We start from the raw sequence: 18,625 nt of genomic DNA, 5'->3' as shown, positions 1-18,625 counted from the left end.
GATGGCTTTGTTCGGCAGATCGCGCTCCCGCCCGGCGAAGGACGCCGCGGCGCGGGATCTCTTCGAGCGCCTGCGGTGGCGGTATTTCCAGGTCACCCCCGGCGTGCGGTTCCTGGGCGGTGCGCTGTTCGTCGCGCTCGTGCTGTCGGCCGCGGTCGTGCTGGACGGGCCGATCCTCGGCGCGGCCGCGTCCACGGTGATCATGCTGGTCGTCGTCCATCTGACCTTGCGGTCGCCCACGGGCATGGCGGTCGTCGCGGTGATCGTGTCCTGGCTGGCGCTGTCGGTGCCTCTCGGGGGTCTCTACCCGGACGACGGGCGGCCGCCTTACCTGAACTCCGCTCTGCTTCTGGCGGTGCTCGCCCTGCCCGTGGCGGTCGTCGCGTTCCGTCTGCGCGGGTACACGCCGTGGCGCACCGCGCTCCTCGCATTGGGCGCCGCCGGTGTGGTGACGGCGGCCGTGGCCCATCTGCTGCCGGAGGCGAGCGTGGCGCCCGGCTGGGTCGCGGCCATCGGCGTCCTCGCCTACCGCTGGGACCAGGCACGGCGAGCGGTGCCCGCCGAGGCCTACGACACCGGCTGGGTGCAGGAACAGGCCGGTCCGAAGGGGGCCGGCGCGGCGGGGACGCGCAGGAACCCGTCCGGCCCCGACAAGCGTGAACGGCCCGACCGGACCGACAAGGGAGACAAGCCGGGCCGGCCCGGCCGGACCGACCGGCCCGGCGGATCCGACCAGCGGGGCCCGGTCGATGACGACGCCGCCGCATCGGCGGCCACGCACGCGGGCCACGAGCAGCGCGCCGCGGCGCGGGCGGCCGCGACCGCCGCCGACCGCGCCGACCCCACTGAGACCCGAACGGAAAAGGTGCCGGAGATCTCCGTGGCCGAAGCACTCGCCGAACTGGAGGACATGATCGGGCTCGAGCCGGTCAAGCGGCAGGTCCGTTCCATCGCCGCGTCCATCGAGGCCGCGCACATGCGCGCCGCCGCCGGGGTCCCCACGGAGAAGCCGATGCGGCACTTCGTTTTCGTCGGGCCGTCCGGTACGGGCAAGACCACCGTGGCGCGCGTCCTGGCCAAAATCTTCTACGCGTTCGGGCTGCTGCCAGAGCGGACCGTGGTCGAGGCACACCGGGCCGACCTCGTCGGTGAGTTCCTCGGTGCCACGGCCATCAAGACCAACCGGCTCGTCGATTCCGCACTCGGCGGGATGCTGTTCATCGACGAGGCGTACAGCCTCGCCAACTCCGCCGAGGGGCAACCTGACCGGTTCGGTGACGAGGCCGTGCAGACACTCCTCAAACGTGCGGAGGACGACCGCGACAACCTGGTCATCATCCTTGCGGGATACGACGCGCAGATGGCCGAGTTCCTCGACTCCAACCCTGGGCTGGCCTCACGGTTCGGAACGCGCGTGCATTTCCCGTCGTACCGTCCGTCCGAGTTGCTGCGGATCGCCGACTACCACACAGGGCTTCGCGAGGACCGCCTCGACCCGGAGGCCCGGCAACGGCTCGCCGTCCGCTTCGAGGAGGTCGAACGGCGCGGCATCGTCGACGAACTGGGAAACGGAAGGTTCGTCCGGACCCTGACCGAGGCGGCGGCGCGCGCGCGGGACGTGCGGGTCGTCGACGCCGTCTCCGCCTCCGAGGGACCGTCCAACCCCAGCGCCGACGACCTGGTCACCCTGCGCGCCGAGGACGTCGAGACGGCATACGCCGAGGTCACCGAGCGGTACCGCGGCTACGCCGAGACGCCGACGCTGGACGAGGCGCTCGGCTCGCTCGACGCGATGATCGGACTCGAACCGGTGAAGCGGCAGGTCCGTGAGATCGCCGCCCAGCTCCAGGTCGCCCGGATGCGGCACGACCAGGGCCTGGTCACCCGGCCTCCGACACGCCATTTCGTCTTCACCGGGCCGCCCGGCACCGGCAAGACCACCGTCGCGCGCGTCCTCGGCCGCATCTTCGCCGCTGCGGGGCTCCTCGCCCGTCCCGAGGTGGTCGAGGCCCAGCGCGCCGATCTCGTCGGTGAGCACCTGGGCGCGACCGCGCTGAAGACGAACAAGGTCGTCGACTCCGCTCTCGGCGGCGTCCTGTTCATCGACGAGGCGTACTCGCTGAGCAACCCCGGCTACTCCGGTGGGGACGCGTTCGGCGCAGAGGCGGTGCAGACCCTGCTGAAGCGCGCGGAGGACGACCGGGATCGCCTCGTCGTCGTCCTCGCCGGCTACGAGGGCGACATGAACCGGTTCCTGTCGTCCAATCCTGGGCTCGCCTCACGGTTCGACGTCCGCGTGGACTTCCCGTCCTACGGGCCGGACGAACTGCTCCGCATCGCCCAGCTCATCGCCGAGGAGGGCGGCGACCATTGGGAGGAACGCGCCCTCGACGACCTCGCCCTGGTCTTCCAGCGTGTCTGCGGGGCGGGCCGGATCGACGAGCTGGGCAACGGCCGCTTCGCCCGCTCCATGTACGAGAAGGCGTGCGCGTGCCGGGCGCTGCGGGCCGCCGAACTCGGCGCCGCAGCCACCGCCGACGACCTCACGCTCCTCACCACCGAGGACGTCCGTGACGCCTTCGCCGACCTCACCCACCGGCTGGCGTGAGGGGAGCCCGGGGCGCCGGTTCTTCCGTCGGCGGCATGCGCTGTAATCGGGGCATGACCTCGGTGACATGGGCCCAAGTGCTCGCCTGGCGGATGCGGCGGCAGTTCATCGACCCCACGGGCGACGCGTCGCCCGTGCAGATCGCGCGGCGCCTGGCCGGGGTGCAGGCGCAGGTCGCGTCGTCGGCGGAGCTCGCGGTCGCGGTGCGGCAGGCGGCTCCCGAAACGGGTGCCGTGGCGCGGGCACTGCTCGACGAACGGACCCTCGTCAAGACGTGGGCCGCGCGGGGAACCCTGCATCTGCTGCCCGCCGATGAAGCCGCCGCCTATCTCGTGCTGTCCGCCGCCGTGCGCAACTGGGAGAGGCCCGTCTGGCAGAGGAACTTCGGGGCCACGCCCGCCGACCTGGAGGCGATCGCCGAGGCGGCCAGGGACGCCCTCGCGGACGGGGCGGCGCTGACACGTGAGGAGCTCACCACGGCCGTCGTCGAGGAGACCGGTTCCCGGCACCTCGCCGACGTGCTCGGCTCCGGTTGGAGCACCCTGCTCAAGCCTCTCGCCTGGTGGGGCGTCCTCTGTTACGGGCCGCCGCAAGGCACGCGCGTGACGTTCACCTCGCCGGAGAGGTGGCTGCCCGGCTGGACGGGCCTGCCGCCGGTGGAGGACGCCGCCCGGACGGTGATCCATGCGTTCCTGGGCGCACACGGGCCCGCGACCCCCGACATGTTCGACAACTGGCTCATGCGCAAGATGAACCGGAAGAAGGACGTCAAGAGCTGGTTCGCGGCCGCCGAGGACGGGCTCGCCACCGTCGAGGTGGACGGCGTGCAGATGTACGTGCCGCAGGAGCACCTCGATGAACTTCTGGCCACCGAGCCCAGCACGTCCGTCCGGCTGCTCGGCGCGTTCGACCAGTACGTCCTGGGGGCCGGGACGTCCGCGACCTACCTGGTGCCCGCCGAACGGCGCAAGGACGTGAGCCGCGCGGCTGGCTGGATCTCCCCGGTCGTCCTGTACGAAGGCCGCGTGGCGGGAGTCTGGGAGGCCAAGGACGGTGACGTGGCCGTGACGCCGTTCGAGGACATCCCCGCCGCTGCGCTCAAGGACGAGTTGCACCGCCTGGCGTCGCTGCTGCGCTGAGAGCCGTTGCTGCGCTGGTTGCCGCACTGAGAGAGGTGCGGCCAACCCGGTTCACGGAGGGTTCAGGCCGTTCGTCTAGGGTGCCGTTCCGTGGACCAGCGAGACGAGCGGGGCGAGCCGGTCGAGCGGGACGAGCCGCTCGAATACGGGCAGGAGCGGTACAAGGCGCCGGACGGCGCGACCGAGCTTCTGCTGATCAGGCACGGCGCCTCCGCGCCCGCCCGTCCGGACCGGCCGTTCCCCCTCGTGGACGGTCAGGGCGACCCCGATCTCGCGCCAGAGGGGCGTGAACAGGCCGAGCGGGTCTGTGAGCGGCTCGCGGACGAACGCCTCGACGCCATCTACGTGACGACCCTGCGGCGCACGGCGCAGACGGCGGCGCCGCTGGCGCGCCGGCTCGGGCTGGAGCCGCGCATCGAGGCCGGCCTGCGCGAGGTGCACCTGGGCGAATGGGAAGGCGGGCTGTTCCGCAAGATGGTCGCCGAGAACGCCCCGGTGGTGCAGCGGATGTTCGCCGAGGAGCGCTGGGACGTCATCCCCGGGGCGGAGAACCACGAAGCGTTCGCGGCACGCGTCGACGAGAGCCTCACGCGGCTCGCGGCCGCACACGCCGGCGGCCGGATCGCGGTGTTCACCCACGGCGGCGTCATCGCGCAGGCGCTCGCGTCCGTGACCGGGGCCAGGCGGTTCGCGTTCCTCCCCCCGGACAACGCGTCGATCTCCCTGCTGGTCAGGCTCGGCGACCTGTCGTCCATCCGCGGGTTCAACGACGTCTCCCACCTGGACTGGTCCGTCCCCGCGCCGCTGACCTAGAGGCGGAAGCGGACGCGCTGCCCGGGGCGCAGCTGCGCGGCGTCGGCGACGGCGGCCGAGACGAGCACGGCGACCACGGGATAGCCGCCGGTCGTCGGATGGTCGGCCAGGAAAATGATCGGCATCCCGCTGGGCGGTACCTGAAGCGCACCGGTGACCATGCCTTCGCTGCCGAGTTCGCCGGCGCGCGCGCGGACGAGTGGCGGGCCGTCCAGCCGCAAACCCACACGGTTGCAGTCCGGGGACACCTGGTACGGCGTTGACGTGAGCGTGGCCATCGCGTCCTCGGTGAACCAGTCGTCACGCGGACCCGGCAGGATGCGCAGTACCGGCGTCTCCGGCATGGGCGGGGCGGGCGCGACGTCCACGGCGATGTCCGTCAGCCCCCTGGCGGAACCGAGCGGAAGGCGGTCCCCGGACGACAGGGGCGCGGGGCCGAGCCCGGACAGAAGATCGGTCGAACGGCTCCCCAGAGTCGCGTCGACGACGACGCCACCGCGGACGGCGAGATAACTGCGCAGCCCCGACGACGGCGCGCCCACCTCGACCAGAGCGCCGTCCGGGACGTGGACGGGCGCGTGCGTCCCGTGGGCGCGGCCGTCGACGCGCAGCGGCGCGGGCGCACCCGTGACCGCGACCCAGGCGTGCCGGTGGAACCGCAGTGCCGCCCCGCCGAACGTCAGCTCCACGGCCGCCGCGCCCTCCGGGTTCCCGACGAGCCGGTTGGCCAGGCGGAAGGCGCGCCCGTCGGCGGCGCCCGAGCACGGGACGCCCAGATGGGCACGGCCGGGCCTGCCGAGATCTTGGACGGTCGCCAGCGGCCCGGGCCGGACGACCTCGATCAAGAAGACCCCCCGGGGACGAAACGGACACGCGTGCCCGGCCGGAGCAGCGACGGCGGGTCGCGCGTCACGTCCCACAGCCGCAGCCCGCTGTGTCCGAGCAGCCGCCAGCCGCCCGGCGACCGGGACGGGTAGACGGCCGCGTAGCGGTCCGCGATCGCCACCGAACCCGCCGGGACCGACGTGCGCGGCGACGCGCGGCGCGGCACGTGCAGCGACGGGTCGAGTCCCGTCAGATAGCCGAAGCCGGGGGAGAAGCCCAGATAGGCGACCGTGTAGGTGGCGGCGGAGTGCCGGCGGACGACCTCGTCCGGGGAAAGCCCGGTGAGATCGGCGACCTCGCCGAGGTCCGCGCCGTCGTAGGTCACCGGGATCTCCACCGGCTCCGCGTCGCCCTCGGCGTCCGCCGGCGGCCGCAGGTGCGGGAGCCGCGCGGCGAGACCGGCCAGATCGGCGGAGGGGTCGGTCACCACCAGGACGGTCCGCTCCCCGGGGACGACGTCCACGACGCCGGGCAGAGGCTCGTTCCGGAGCGCGGCGTTCAACCGGTGCGCGGTCGCGAGATCCGCGGTCTCCACGAGCAGGGCCGCGTCACCGGCCCGCAGCACCTTCACGCGAACGGCTCCAGCGTGACGCCCGCCTCGGACAGCGCCGCCCGGACGGCCCGCACCAGAGCCACCGCGCCCGGAGTATCGCCGTGCACGCAGACCGAACGGGCCTTCAACGCGACCTGGGTACCGTCCACCGCCACGACGGCGCCGTCCACGGCCATCCGGACGACCCGCTCAACGACGGCGTCCTGATCGTGGATGACGGCCCCCGGCTCCTTGCGGGACACAAGCGCACCGGCCGGCGTGTAGGCCCGGTCGGCGAAGCACTCGGCGACCACGGTGAGCCCATCGGCGACGTCGTGCACCGCGGAACCCGGAAGGGTCAGCAGCGGAAGCGAAGGGTCGTACGCCCGTACCGCGTCGGCCACGGCGCGGGCCTGGACGACGTCACGGGCGACCCGGTTGTAGAGCGCCCCATGCGGTTTGACATAGGCCACACGTCCGCCTTCCGTGCGCGCTATGCCGTCCAATGCCGCGAGCTGGTACAGGACCTCGGCGGTCAGCTCCGGCGCTGGCACGTCCATGTCGCGGCGTCCGAAACCGGCCAGGTCCCGGTACGACACCTGCGCGCCGATGGTCACCCCGCGCTCGACGGCCGAGGCGCACACCCGCCGCATGATCAGAGGGTCGCCCGCGTGGAACCCGCACGCCACGTTCGCGCTCGTGAGCACTTCCAGCAGCGCCAGGTCGTCGCCCAGCTCCCAGATGCCGAACCCCTCGCCGAGGTCGGCGTTGATGTCGATGACCGCCATGACCAAGACCCCTTAACCGATTATCTCAGCTCAGACGGTCTCCTCGTGTACGTCCTCGACCTCGTGCTTGGACGCCCACGCCTGGTACACGCCACGGTCGAACAGCTCCAACCCGAGTCGTTCCGCCACCGGCGCCTTGCCGCCGCTGTACTCGACGCGCAACCAGCCCTCGTGCTCGCCCAGCACAACGAACGGTTCGCCCCGCCATACGCAATGTGTCGTGACGTACTGCAGGTGGTCGACGTCCGACAGCGGCACCACATGGATGAACCGGCCAGGCGTCACCTGCCGGAAACCGTCGGCGTGCTGCGAGGCGTAGAGCCGCACCCGGTCACCGTCGGGGCTCGCCTCGTACTCGGTGCCGCGCCAGCCGGCGTAGAAGCCGTGCCGGATGCTCATGCCCGTTCCCCCGGCCTTTCCGGCAGCTTCACCAGCCATCTGCGCAGATCGGCGTCGTAGCTCGCCACCAGCGCCTCCCTGCCGTCCGCGGCGAGGCGGTGGAGCTCGGCGCCGTGCGGCAGCCGCTGACTCTCGATCTTGAACTCCGGGATGGCGGGACCGTCGCCCGGCGCGTACCCCGAACCCGGGAACGGCGCCTTCTCGATCACCCATCCACCCGGGATGATCCCCATGCTCCACTCGTCGATCCCGCCCAGCGGCCGCCGGAACAGCGGCGGCTTCACCGCAGGCCACCGGATCGCGTAAATCTCCTCGTCCGCGGGGCTGAACGGCGAACCCTCGTACACCAGCCCCAGTCCACGGATCAGCGCGCCGGGAGTCGTCATCTCCCTGACGTCCTTCGCCCGGTGCACATAGCCGGCGACCAGGTCATAGCCGCCCTCCAGGTAGTGCGGCACGTGCTCGGGCCGCACCACCTTCTGCATCACCACTGCCTGGGAAGCGCCGTCCGGCGGAGCCTGGCTCTTCTGGGCGGGTTCCTTCGCGGGGGCCTCCCGCTTCTCGCCCGCGCCGCCACGCTCACGACCGGCGACAGGGATGTCCTGTGTCCGCACCCGCGGCCCCTGCCCTCGCCCGACCGGCGCGCTCGGCGGACGGCTTGGCGCGTCCATGCCGACACCGGGCCCGGCGTGCTGGGCAGCCGGTTCCGGCCGTGTGTCGCGCACCGCGCTCTGGGACGTGCTTGCTCTGTCCTGCGTGTAGGTAGGGGTGGCCTGTGCGGCAGTGGGCTTTTCTGGCCGGCCGCTGGGCGCGCCCGGCGGCGGGTTCTGTGCCGCGTCAGGTGCGCTTGGTGCGGTGCTTGGCGGGGCGACAGGGGCGGCGTGGTGCCTGGAGACCGTCTCCGCGGCCTCGCGCCGGCCGTAGAGGGGCGCTACGGGGAGGCCCTGCGGGTCGCTCGGCGTCTCGCGGGACGGGTTCGGCGATCCGCCGCGCCCGAGCACGGGAATGCCCCGCGGATCGCCGACGGTCTCCCGGGCCGCGGGGGCCTCGGGACGCCGCGGCGGAGGAGGTGCCGCGGGGCGGGGCGCGGGCGAGTCGCCGGGCGGGCGTGTGGGCGCCTGTGAGGCCGCGGGGACGTCCGAGGGTGCAGGAGATCCGGTCCGCGGCGATGCGGGGCTCTCCGGCGGCCTGGGCGCCCTCCGGCCGCCGGTGGAACCGCCGGGGCCCGGCTTGACGCCGCGGGTCCTGGTGCGGGACGAGGCACCCGCGACATGGACGTCGGACGGTGCCGGCGGTGTCGGGCCGGCGGGTTTGCGCGGCTCCTCCGGCTCGAACAGCGCGTTGGCGTCCAGATAGGACGCGCTGGGGAGGCCCGGGTTGACCGCGAGCTGCCAGTCCGGATGCGGCCAGTGGCGGGACAGCTCCGACAGCGACGCCTGCCTGTGGTGGACCGCCTGGCCCTGCAGCGAGCGGTCCATCGCCTCGGGAGAGGTGAACGCCAGGACGAACGTGCCGTCACCGAACTGCGCGGTGGCGAACTGGTGTTCGGCGGACCCCGGGTCGCCGGGAGCGGGCAGGTACAGAACCGCGCGTGCGAGCAGTTCCAGGTAGCCGTGCTGGTCACCGCGTTCACGCGCCTCGGCGAGCGCGGTCTCCAGCGTGGAACCCGCCGGCCGGGCAGGACGCGCGGCGCGACGGCCCTCGGCATCGGGGACGGCCAGCGGGATGCCGAGCCCCGGCAGCGCCAGCGGACCGCCCTCGGGACCGGACCGGCTCGCCTGGTACACCAGTTCGAGCGGCGACTCGATGCGGTAGACGTCACGGAACGCGCCGACCATCAGCCCCGCGAGGAGCGCGCAGGCCTCCAGCTGCTCGGCCAAGGCCCGGCCGCCGCGGTCGCGCAACGTGAACTGGTGCCACCAGTTCTTGCGTTCCTCCTCGTCCGGCGGTTCCCAGCCGAGCGCTCTCAGCCGCCGCTCCTGCCGCGGGGCAAGCGGACGGGGCAGGAACGCGCTGCCGACCGCTTCGGCGTCGAGCACGCCCTCCGCCCTCATCGCCTGGACGTAGGGCAGCCCGCTGGGGCCCTGCACGATGAGGAACGACGTGACCGGCAGCCGGGACAGCTCCAGCGTCAGCCGTTTGGCGAAGTCGTTCCAGTCCACTCGGAATCCACTTTCACGTCCGTGGTGCGGGTGCCGTACTCGACGGTAGCCGAACGGTGCGTCACTCGGTCCACGGAGCCGGAACGGCGTCGGCCCTCACCGGCGCCCAGACACCGCCGACGGCGTCGTAGACCGCGAGGGGCGTCTCGTCGCCCTCGCCGGTCCAGCGCCAGAGGCGGGCGCCGTGGGGCAGCCGTATCGGCACGCCGGCGGGCTGCTGCTGCTCCGGGACGGCGGGCCGCTTGCTCGTGGGCGCACCCAGGGGAAGTGCCGCGCCCGCCTCCGCCTGAACACGCTCCGATTCGAGCCGCTCGCGCCCAACACGCTCGGGCTGGAGCCGCTCCGGCTGAAGTGGCTCGGGCTGAACACGCTCGGGTTGCAGAGGGTCGTGCTGGAGGCGCTCGGGCTGAAGTGGCTCGGGCTGAAGTGGCTCGGGTTCAAGTGGCTCGGGCTGAACACGCTCGGGTTCGAGTCGCTCGGGCTGAAGTGGCTCGGACTGGAGACGCTCGGGTTCACGGCGCTCGGGCTGAGCACGCTGGGGTTCGAGTCGCTCGGGCTGAAGTGGCTCGGACTGGAGACGCTCGGGTTCACGGCGCTCGGGCTGAGCACGCTGGGGTTCGAGGCGTTCGGGTTCGAGTCGCTCAGGCTGAAGTGGCTCCGGTTGAAGGCGTTCGGGTTCGGGACGCTCGGGCTGGAGGGGCTCGGGTCCGAGGTGCTCGGGTTGGACGGGCTCGGGCTCTGGATGCGACTGTCCTGGGCGTGGCGGTGCCGGAGGCTCCGGTTCGGGGCTCGCAGGTCCTGCGATCTTCGGCTCAGGGATCTGCGGCTCGGCGGGTCCCGCTTCCACGCCGGCGGCGCCGGCCTCCACGGGCAGCGCGGGCTCCCCGGCTTCGAGTGCCGCCCGCAGGTCGGCCGCCGTGTAGGGGTCGATCGCCGTATGCGAATCGTCGTGTGCGCTGTCCACGCCGGGGGCCGAACCGTTGAGGCTGGGGGGCGAGCCCCCGGCGACGGGGTTGGGCCCGGCGAGTGCGTTCGGGTCGACCGTTCCGTACGGGTTGGGGACGTCCTGCTCAGCGGGCGGCGATGCGTCCGTCATTCCGTGCAGGCGTGGAATGACGGAGGAGTCCAGGAGGACCTCGCTCGGCAGGCCCCAGTTGATCGCGAGGCGCCATGCGGGGTCCGGCCATCCGGCCGCCAGCCGCGCGAACGAGGTGCGGCGGTAGAGGCCCGGGTGCCGGTCGCCGGTGCGGGCCAGGGCGCCGGGGGAGGTGAACACCGTGACGTAGGTGTCGCTGCCGATGGTGATGGTGGGGAACTCGGCGCGGTCGGGATCCTCCACCGCGGACGCGGTCGCGGGAAGCACCAGGTCGGCGTTCGCCAGCAGCCGGAAGTACGTGGTGTTGTCGCCGTTCGCCTTGGCCTCGGCCAGGCGGGGTTCGAGCAGATCGGCGTCCACGCTGGGCAGGCCCTCCGCGTGCAGCGGCATCGGGGTCCCCGGCGCGGGCGGGCCCGCGGGCAGGGGATCGGCTCCCGCGACGGGACCGCCGGACGGTTCGCCGACGGGGCCGCCGGACGAGGCGCGACGCTGGTTCACCCGCGACGAGTCGGCGACGTCGATGCCGAAGTCGAGCAGCTCGATCAGGCCGGTGCCGTGCCGGTGGAACGACTCGTACACGAGATCGGACGGCCGCCGGACGCCCTGGACGTCGCGCAGCGCGGTGACCATGACCTCGGCCAGCCGCGAGAAGTCGCGGTCGGTCACCGACAGCATCCCGCCGGGCACGCCGAACTCCGGCAGCTCCGTCCACCAGTTGCGCGGGGCGGGCTCGGCGGGCGGGCGCCAGCCCGCGTCGCTCATGACCTCCTCGTCGGCCAGCGTGAGCAGCAGCGGCCCATCGAGGAAGTTGTTGCTGACGGCCTCGGCGTAGAGCCGGTCCGGCTCGCGCATGGCCTGGACGTAGTGGCGGCTCTCATCGCGTTCGCGCACGATGAGGATGGTGTCCCGTTCGAGACCCGCCAGTTCACGCCCCAGCCGCCGGGCGAACTCGGACCACTCCAACAAGATCACTCCCTACGACCGGGGGCCGGTCCCCGGGCCCCCGTGAGACCATGCCCGAGACCCGATGATTGTCGCCGGGGACGCCGCGCGCAAACCGGGAGTTCACTCGGGTGGGGGTTCGTGACGCAGCACACGCAGGGCCTCGCGGAGAGCCTCAGGATCGTCCCCGGAACGGTCGAGGACGTCGATGAGTCTGTGCAGGATCTCATGGCGTTCGTAGCCGACGTCGAGCAGCGACTGGGCGGTCTCCCACAGCTGCGGCGGTTCACCGTCCCACAGCCGTTCCGTGAGGCGTTCGTGCGCCTCGATGTGTTCTTCGTCGGCTCCTGGATGCTCGAACTCCAGGACGACGCGGCGGTCGTCCGGGTCGGCGGGGTCCAAGGTCGACAGGTTGATGTAGCCGTGCCGCCCGGACCGGCGGTGCGTGCCGGACAGGAACGGCAGGGCGAACGCCCGGCGGGGCAGCGCCTCCAGGTCGCCGTCGGGCAGCAGCCGGCCGACGAGTTCGCGGTCGAGGCCGAATGCGGACGGGTCACGGTAGGCGTCGGAGAATTTCGCCGTGGCGTCCCAGAGGGCGTCCAGCGTCGCCCTGATGCCCTCTTCGGGCAGGCCTGTGCGCTTGCCCGCCCACCGCACCCACGCGGCCAGTACGTGAGGAACAGCATCTTGTTCCGTCGGGGAAAGTAAAACCTTACGTGGCAGCCAGTCGAGGAGGAACATCTCGCATTTGAGGGGGCTGACCCGCAGCGGCCGCCCGAAGTCGTGCGTGCAGCCGTAGTCGATGATGCGGTCGACGCACCGGCTGGCGGCCGAGCGGTCGGACAGGTCCTCGGCCTCGTCCGAGGCGAGGAACCGCGCCGCGATCGTCGCGCGCCTGTCGCGCCCGTACACCGGCGGCTGGGGCAGCCGGCCGCCCGGCGGCAGGATGTCCACCCGCGCCCGGACGAAGGCGTGGTAGGCGCCGAAGTTCTCGTTCACCGGCGGGTCGTCGGTGCCGTCGGTGAGGTCGAGGGCGCTCCGCAGCAGCGCCTTGGTGTCGCGCGGATCGAGCTGCTCGAACCGCATCAGCGGGTTGTCGCGGCCTTCGCGGCGGCAATGGTCGAGGAGCTTGTCGACCCTGGACGAGACCCAGGCGTCCCTGACCATGCCGCTCGTCGGCGGCCGTCCGGCGCGTGCGGCCGGGGCGAACGGGTCGCCCGCCGGCTGGACGGCCCCGGCCTTGTTGCGATCGACCAGGATGACCAGGGCGTGCTGTTCGGCGCCTCCGTAGCTGTAGGTGCAGACGATGGAGTCCTGGTCGCCGAAGACGTCCCTGGACACGTAGCAGTCCTCGGGAGCGACCATTCCGACGCGATCGGCCCATCCCGGTCTGGCGACCCCGTTCTCCATCAGCTCGAGCGCCGCGCGCTCGGCCTTGGCCGCCTGCCGCGGCGTGCCCATGTAGGCCATGCCGGTGAGCAGTGCCAGCGCGGCCGGTGTCCCGGCCGTCCTGGCGTAGTCGACGAGGGCCTCGCCGATGACCTCCTCGACGTCGCCGTCCGGTACCCGGTGCCCCCACCAGGCCCCGAGGATCTCGCTGACGATGAGTTCGGCGTCCAGGGGGCTGCGTACGGCCAGCAGCTCGCGGGCGTGCTGCAGCATGCCGTCGAAAATCGCCGAGACCTCGTCCGGGGGCGTCGGTCCGTCCCGGCCAGGATCCCCGGAGGAGCGGTGGCGGCTGCGGGGACTCACGCTTCTAGCCTCTCAGATCAGGCGCGGGCGATGTCCAGGACATGTCCGAAGACCGGCTGGACGACCACACCGCAGGGCACGCGCACAGTTCCACGGGTGCCCGTGCACAACGCCCACAGGTTACGCGCCATCACCTTGTGGGCACGCGGCCGACGGCTCAGCCGTCCACCCCGTCAGCCGTTGCGCGCCCGGAGGGCGGCTCCGATTTCAGTATGCCGGTGAGATGTTCGCGTGCCATCCGTTCGACTCTGGCAGGCGTGGCTTCAAGCCCAAGATGGGTCATGCACGCCTGGACGTCCGCCACACACCGGTGCACCGCGTCCAAGGGAAAGGTCGCGAACTCGTCGCCAAGCCGTTGTGTGAGCTCGTCGCGGGTCTCGCTCCGGTGATCGGCCAGTGCAGGCATCTGCGCACACCTCCGCACACGGGGTTCCGGCGGACGGGGACGCCGCCGGTCGAGGCGAAGCGCGTACGAATCGACCCAAGATCGAGAGCTTCCGCGTGAACCGCGCCTCGATGTCCCATTCCAGCGCTTTTGTGGGGAGAGTCAAGATAAACGGGGGCGTCGTTTCGCAAATTCTGAGCCATCTTCCTCGGAGGCCCCGTCCGGATCGCCGTCGGTCGTCCTGACACGCGTTCCCTGCGATCCGTCTGAGGGTCTCTGGATGACGTTCCGTGACCGCTGCCAGGCGTCCGCCCAGCCCGCGTGGTGCCGTGCCGCCCAGTCGAGATCGACGCGCCCGGTCAGCATCCCGTCGAGCGCGCCGCGGTCCCGGAACGCCTCCCACAGGTGCCCCGCCGTCACCACGGCGATGACGAGGAAGAGCCAGTCGTGGACGAACGTGGCGCCCGTCCGCCACCGGTCTCCCCATGGGCCGGGGAACGTCATGATCTCGCCGGTGCCGAGCATGATGAGGATCGCGCCCGCGGTGAACGCCGCATTCAGTTTCTGCCCCGCGTTGAACTTGCCCACGGGGAAGATTCCGCGTCCGCCTTGCACGACCCTGCGGTCACCGCTCTTGAGCCATTTCCAGTCGTGCGGGGCGAATCTGTTGAACCGCCGGAGGTCGGCCCTGAAGGCGCGGGACACGAGCCCGAGCACGATCGGCACAGGCAGAGCGAACCCGCACCACACGTGGACGGTCTTGACCATCTCCCGGCGGCCCACAAGGGTCGACAGCATCGGCAGATACAACAACGCCGCGGTGACCAGGCAGATCAGCATCAACAGAGCGGTCACGTGGTGGATCGACCGCTCGGCACGCGTGAACCGCTCCAGCCGGACCCGCTTGGACGAGACCGCGCCGCGTTGCGGCACGTCACGTTGGGACATCGTCACGCCCGTTCGACCGCCCGACCCAGGCGTGCACGTCGTACCCGAGGTTCTCCCAGTAGCCGGGTATGAGCTCGTCGGTCAGTTCGATGCCGTCGAGCCACTTCAGCGACTTATAGCCGTACATGGGCGCGACGTAAAGCCGCGTCGGCCCGCCGTGATCGTGTGTGACCGGCTTGCCTTCCATCTGTGTCGCGACCAGGACGTCCCGCCGTCGCGCCTGTTCCAGCGTCAGCGACTCGGTGTAGACACCGTCGAACGACGTGAATCGCACGGCACGGGCCTTCGGTGATACGCCGACCGCGTCCAGCAGATCGGGCAGTGCCACTCCGACCCACTGCACGTCCGGTACCCGCCAACCCGTCACGCACTGGAAATCCCTCTTCAGGGTCGTTTGCGGGAGCGTCGCCAGGTCGGCCAGGCGGAACGCCTGGGGCTTGTCGACGAGGCCCTTAACGGTCACGCGGTGGGTTGCAGCGCTATGCCGCTCCACGCTCCCGGTGACGGAGTAGTAGCGAAAACCGCCTGCGGCCGGGAGGACGTCCCCGATCGGACCCACCGGCGCCAAGGCGCGACTCACCTTGTCCTGCACGGACGCTCCCACGGCGACCCCCGCCACGCCGAGGCCGAGCATCCCGAGCACCACCCGCCGTCCCACGGGACTGCCTTCTGCTCGCTCCTCCTCGTTCACGTCTTCATTCGAGCACTGTGGCCGGCGGCACGCCAGGTCCCGGCGGCCCCTGTAAGACTTCTGACAGATCTGAGGCGGCCTTAAGCTGTGCCCATGGCCACGAAGGTTCATCTCGCACAGCGTCCGGAAGCCGACGAACTGCTCGGACGCAGCCCGCTGGCCGCGCTGGTGGGCATGCTGCTCGATCAGCAGATCCCGATGGAGTGGGCGTTCTCCGGCCCCTACACCATCGTCCAGCGGCTCGGCTCCGACGACCTGGACGCGCACGAGATCGCCGCGCACGACCCCGAGCGCTTCGCAGCGGTGCTGTCGGAGAAGCCGGCCGTCCACCGGTACCCCGGGGCGATGGCCAAGCGGGTGCAGCAGCTGTGCCAGTACCTCGTGGAGAACTATGACGGGGACGCCGAGAAGGTGTGGCAGGGCGTGGACAGCGGCAAGGAACTGTTCAAGCGCCTGCACGGCCTGCCCGGCTTCGGCAAGCAGAAGGCACAGATTTTCCTGGCGCTCCTAGGCAAGCAGTACGGAATCCGGCCGGAAGGCTGGCGCGAGGCTGCCGGCGCCTATGGCGAAGAAGGCTCACACCGCTCCGTAGCCGATATCACCGGTCCCGAGTCCCTGGCGAAGGTGCGAGCTTTCAAACAGGAACAAAAGACCGCCGCCAAGGGGACCAAGTAGAGAGTCGCGACCCACGCGTGGAGCGAGGGCAGCGAGCGGAGGGCCCATGCCCGCCGAGCCGGGCGACCGCAGCGACATGGCACCGACCTGCACGGTCATAACCCACCGAAACCGTGGCGTGGGGATCGACCGGCTCGCAACGGGGTTCCAGGGGTCGTCCCTGGGCGGAAACGGCCAACACTCCGAAGGAGCCGAGTTGACGCCGTGTGGTGCGCGTGCGCCGTAGCATCTCCTACTCGCCGTCCTGGCGGACCGCCTCCCGCGTCCTCAGCGATGGTGTCCGAATCCGACGGGTTCGTCTGGAGCCGAAGGGAACGAGGATGTTCATCAGGGCTTCCGTACGCGACGAACCATCGGGATGATGAGTACCTGACTCCGACCGGTGTTGTGATGGAGGCGGGAGCGCTAGCCTGCTCCCATTCACTCATAGTGATGAAAACTAGCCGCGCGGTACGGGACCCTCTGGGGCGGAGGTGTTGTCCATGAGCACCGAGACGTCCGTTCCGCATCCTCGCGTCTCAGGGGTGGAGGGGCAGCCCATGGATGCGTCCGACGCCGCGCTGTACGCGACATTGCTGACGGAAGCCCCCGGTGGGCTGGCGTTCTTCGACCGTGATCTGCGTTGCCGCAGGGCGAATGACGCCCTCGCGGCGCTTCTGGGCGTCCCTGTGCGTGATCTGCAGCGGGGCAGGCCTTCCGAGGTGCTGCCCGAGGCGCTGGCGACGGCGTTCGAGACGGCCCTGCACAAGGTGATCGCCGAAGACCGCCCGCTGACCGACTTCGATCTGGTCGTCCCGCCCGGTGAGCCGGCCGGTCCGCCCGGTCCTTCCGCCCCGCCCGCTCCGGCTGGAGCTCCCGGCGACACCGCGGGAGTGGCCACGGCGCTCGAGGAGCGGATTCTGGCCTGCACGTGGCTGCCCGCCAGGGACGGCGACGGTGAGCATCTGGGTGTCGTCCTGACCGCGCTGGACGTGACCGAGCGGCGCAGGGCCGAGGAGGTCATCCGCCGCAAGGAGCAGCGCTACCGCTCGCTCGTGGAGGCCAGCGCCCAGGTCGTGTGGGTCGCCGCCCCGGCGGGCGGCGTGATCGACGACGCGCCAGAATGGCGTGCGATCACCGGCCAGACGCCGGACGACTACGCGGTCGGCGGCTGGCTGTCGGTGGTGCACCCCGAGGACCGTCCCCGCATCGAGGCCGCCTGGCGCGAATGCGTCGAGGAGAACCGGGTCTTCGAGACCAACTACAGGATCCGCACCAAGAGCGGCACCTACCGGCACTTCGACGTGCGGGCCGTGCCCATCTGGCAGGGCGACGCGGTCATCGAGTGGGTCGGCGCCAACACCGACGTCACCGGGCAGCGCGAGGCCGAGGAGATGCGCGGGCGGCTGACTGAGCAGCTGTCGGCGGCCGCGCTGCGCACCGCGCGCCTCCAGCAGGCGACCTCGATGCTGGCCGAGGCCCTGACCGTCTCCCAGGTCGTCCAGGTCATCACCGAAGTGGGACGGTCGGCCATCGGTGCCGACTACTCCGCAGTGGCGCTCCTGGACGACGACAAGCTGCGCCTCAGCATCGTGGCGCCGTCTCAGCCGGGCGCCGAAGGCGAGGTCGGTTCCGTCTCCCGCGACGACATCAAGGTCAGTGATCAGACCGTGATGTCGGTTGCGGTGCGCGAGAGCCGTCCGTTCCTGGCCGAGCATCCCGACAGTCTGCGCCTGCAGCTGGGCCACGGCGAGAAGGATCTGTTCGCCCAGCACACCGAAGAACGCGCCTGGGTGGGTCTTCCGCTCCTGGCGGCGGGCGCCCCGATCGGTGCGCTCCGCTTCTCGTTCACCCGCCCCAGGGAGATCACCGAGGAGGAGCGGGTCTTCCTTGAGGCGCTCGCCGGCCAGTGCGCTCTGGCCGTGGAACGGGCCCTGCTGTTCGAGCGTGAGCACAAGACCGCCGAGGAGCTCCAGCGAAGCCTCCTGCCGAGCGATCTTCCGCAGCTCCCCGGCATGGTGCTGGCGGCCCGCTACAACCCGGCGACCCGTCACGTCCAGGTCGGCGGCGACTGGTACGACGTGTTCCGCCTGGCCGACGACCGCCTCGCCGTGGCCGTCGGAGACGTCATGGGCAAGGGCGTCCTCGCCGCGGCCGGAATGGGACGCGTCCGCAACGCCCTGCGCGCCCTCGCGCTGAACGATCCGCGTCCCGCCGCCGTCCTGGCCGGCCTCGACCGGCTGTTCAGCGCCACCGAGGACGAGGAGCAGTTCACCACGGTCGCCTACGCGGTCATCGACCCGGAGACCGGGCAGGGCGAGTTCAGCAACGCGGGCCACCCGCCACCCCTGCTGATCTCGCCGGACACGCCTGCGAGGGTCAGCACGCGGGAGCCGGGGACGCCGCTCGGCTGGCCGAGCCAGCGGCAGCAGACAAGTTTTTCCATCGAGACCGGCAACACTGTGGTGTTCTATTCCGATGGACTTGTGGAGAACCGTAGGCGTGGGGTGGACGCCGGGCTTGAGGAGCTTGTCGCCGTGGCGGCGGACGCCCCACCTGAAGTGGTAGGAGATCCCGAGAGACTCGTCGACTTCCTGGTCGATCGGATGCTTGCCGGGTATGAGCAGGTAGACGATGTGACCGTGCTTGCCCTGCACGTCCCGCCCAAACTCGTGTGAGGTCCGCCGGAGACGGCACGAAGACGGCCTGGCACGTACGAAGGACCGCCCCGCGCCCTCTAAGGTGGAGAGTTACCGGGTAGGACTTCACAGGCGGAATGCGCAGCAGTGCCAGAATGCTTGACCCAGAGATAGCGGGTACGCTGCGGTCCC

15 protein-coding genes are annotated in these 18,625 nt (G+C 71.3%); 5 read left to right on the top strand and 10 right to left on the bottom strand.

What is annotated here, in order from left to right; genetic code table 11:
- The first annotated feature begins 1 nt into the window (after position 1).
- The 3 genes from ACTWPP_RS10440 to ACTWPP_RS10430 all read left to right on the top strand — a co-directional run bounded on the left by ACTWPP_RS10440 (position 2) and on the right by ACTWPP_RS10430 (position 4,560).
- Positions 2–2,608: an AAA family ATPase gene (locus tag ACTWPP_RS10440; RefSeq protein WP_443103952.1), complete on the top strand. Its 2,607-nt coding sequence runs from the start codon at positions 2–4 to the stop codon at positions 2,606–2,608.
- Between the two features lie 53 nt (positions 2,609–2,661).
- The gene (locus ACTWPP_RS10435) at positions 2,662–3,747 is read left to right on the top strand and encodes a winged helix DNA-binding domain-containing protein (RefSeq protein ID WP_443103951.1); all 1,086 of its coding nucleotides are present in this window, start codon (positions 2,662–2,664) and stop codon (positions 3,745–3,747) included.
- A gap of 90 nt (positions 3,748–3,837) precedes the next feature.
- Positions 3,838–4,560, top strand: a complete 723-nt coding sequence (locus tag ACTWPP_RS10430; protein WP_443103950.1) for a histidine phosphatase family protein — start codon at positions 3,838–3,840, stop codon at positions 4,558–4,560.
- Here ACTWPP_RS10430 and ACTWPP_RS10425 read toward each other — a convergent pair.
- The 10 genes from ACTWPP_RS10425 to ACTWPP_RS10380 form a co-directional block, all read right to left on the bottom strand.
- On the bottom strand, positions 4,557–5,405 hold the full coding sequence (locus tag ACTWPP_RS10425; protein ID WP_443103949.1) for a biotin-dependent carboxyltransferase family protein: 849 nt from the start codon (positions 5,403–5,405) through the stop codon (positions 4,557–4,559). The two genes, ACTWPP_RS10430 and ACTWPP_RS10425, sit on opposite strands and share 4 nt — an antisense overlap.
- Positions 5,402–6,016: a 5-oxoprolinase subunit PxpB gene (gene pxpB / locus ACTWPP_RS10420; RefSeq protein WP_443103948.1), complete on the bottom strand. Its 615-nt coding sequence runs from the start codon at positions 6,014–6,016 to the stop codon at positions 5,402–5,404. Before pxpB ends, ACTWPP_RS10425 begins: the two co-directional genes overlap by 4 nt.
- Positions 6,013–6,765 carry a LamB/YcsF family protein gene (locus tag ACTWPP_RS10415; RefSeq protein ID WP_443103947.1) on the bottom strand — a complete coding sequence of 251 codons (753 nt, stop codon included), beginning with the start codon at positions 6,763–6,765 and terminating at the stop codon, positions 6,013–6,015. Before ACTWPP_RS10415 ends, pxpB begins: the two co-directional genes overlap by 4 nt.
- 30 nt (positions 6,766–6,795) lie before the next feature.
- Positions 6,796–7,164 (bottom strand): hypothetical protein, encoded by a 369-nt coding sequence (locus ACTWPP_RS10410; protein WP_443103946.1) that lies wholly within the window; start codon positions 7,162–7,164, stop codon positions 6,796–6,798.
- Positions 7,161–9,326 carry a TY-Chap domain-containing protein gene (locus ACTWPP_RS10405; protein WP_443103945.1) on the bottom strand — a complete coding sequence of 722 codons (2,166 nt, stop codon included), beginning with the start codon at positions 9,324–9,326 and terminating at the stop codon, positions 7,161–7,163. Before ACTWPP_RS10405 ends, ACTWPP_RS10410 begins: the two co-directional genes overlap by 4 nt.
- Before the next feature lie 61 nt (positions 9,327–9,387).
- The gene (locus ACTWPP_RS10400) at positions 9,388–11,388 is read right to left on the bottom strand and encodes a TY-Chap domain-containing protein (RefSeq protein ID WP_443103944.1); all 2,001 of its coding nucleotides are present in this window, start codon (positions 11,386–11,388) and stop codon (positions 9,388–9,390) included.
- A gap of 99 nt (positions 11,389–11,487) precedes the next feature.
- Positions 11,488–13,026, bottom strand: coding sequence for a hypothetical protein (locus tag ACTWPP_RS10395; RefSeq protein ID WP_443104010.1), 1,539 nt, complete (start codon positions 13,024–13,026; stop codon positions 11,488–11,490).
- Between the two features lie 247 nt (positions 13,027–13,273).
- Positions 13,274–13,522: a hypothetical protein gene (locus tag ACTWPP_RS10390; RefSeq protein WP_443103943.1), complete on the bottom strand. Its 249-nt coding sequence runs from the start codon at positions 13,520–13,522 to the stop codon at positions 13,274–13,276.
- A 141-nt stretch (positions 13,523–13,663) separates the two neighbouring features.
- Positions 13,664–14,449: a cytochrome b/b6 domain-containing protein gene (locus tag ACTWPP_RS10385; protein ID WP_443103942.1), complete on the bottom strand. Its 786-nt coding sequence runs from the start codon at positions 14,447–14,449 to the stop codon at positions 13,664–13,666.
- Positions 14,436–15,140 (bottom strand): molybdopterin-dependent oxidoreductase, encoded by a 705-nt coding sequence (locus tag ACTWPP_RS10380; RefSeq protein ID WP_443103941.1) that lies wholly within the window; start codon positions 15,138–15,140, stop codon positions 14,436–14,438. The genes ACTWPP_RS10385 and ACTWPP_RS10380 overlap by 14 nt, the downstream gene beginning before the upstream one ends.
- A gap of 93 nt (positions 15,141–15,233) precedes the next feature.
- On the opposite strand from ACTWPP_RS10380, the gene ACTWPP_RS10375 reads away from it, so the two are divergent.
- Both ACTWPP_RS10375 and ACTWPP_RS10370 read left to right on the top strand, forming a co-directional pair.
- Entirely contained in the window at positions 15,234–15,815 is a 582-nt protein-coding gene (locus ACTWPP_RS10375) for an HhH-GPD-type base excision DNA repair protein (RefSeq protein WP_443103940.1), read from the top strand.
- 539 nt (positions 15,816–16,354) lie between these two features.
- A complete protein-coding gene (locus tag ACTWPP_RS10370; protein ID WP_443103939.1) occupies positions 16,355–18,472 on the top strand; it encodes a SpoIIE family protein phosphatase in 2,118 nt (705 codons plus the stop codon).
- Positions 18,473–18,625 lie beyond the last annotated feature (153 nt).

The sequence above is a fragment of the Actinomadura sp. 3N407 genome, assembly GCF_052245875.1.
In the GTDB taxonomy this organism is placed as follows: Bacteria; Actinomycetota; Actinomycetes; order Streptosporangiales; family Streptosporangiaceae; genus Spirillospora.
The sequence above is the reverse complement of the archived record's forward strand: the minus strand, read 5'-3'. Positions and strand labels throughout refer to the sequence as shown.

Coding starts and splice junctions, on each gene's coding strand:
- ACTWPP_RS10385 (WP_443103942.1), bottom strand. CDS start 14,449: ATGTCCCAACGTGACGTGCCGCAACGCGGCGCGGTCTCGTCCAAGCGG.
- ACTWPP_RS10410 (WP_443103946.1), bottom strand. CDS start 7,164: ATGAGCATCCGGCACGGCTTCTACGCCGGCTGGCGCGGCACCGAGTAC.
- ACTWPP_RS10395 (WP_443104010.1), bottom strand. CDS start 13,026: ATGCTGCAGCACGCCCGCGAGCTGCTGGCCGTACGCAGCCCCCTGGAC.
- ACTWPP_RS10435 (WP_443103951.1), top strand. CDS start 2,662: ATGACCTCGGTGACATGGGCCCAAGTGCTCGCCTGGCGGATGCGGCGG.
- ACTWPP_RS10440 (WP_443103952.1), top strand. CDS start 2: ATGGCTTTGTTCGGCAGATCGCGCTCCCGCCCGGCGAAGGACGCCGCG.
- ACTWPP_RS10370 (WP_443103939.1), top strand. CDS start 16,355: ATGGATGCGTCCGACGCCGCGCTGTACGCGACATTGCTGACGGAAGCC.
- ACTWPP_RS10390 (WP_443103943.1), bottom strand. CDS start 13,522: ATGCCTGCACTGGCCGATCACCGGAGCGAGACCCGCGACGAGCTCACA.
- ACTWPP_RS10415 (WP_443103947.1), bottom strand. CDS start 6,765: ATGGCGGTCATCGACATCAACGCCGACCTCGGCGAGGGGTTCGGCATC.
- ACTWPP_RS10375 (WP_443103940.1), top strand. CDS start 15,234: ATGGCCACGAAGGTTCATCTCGCACAGCGTCCGGAAGCCGACGAACTG.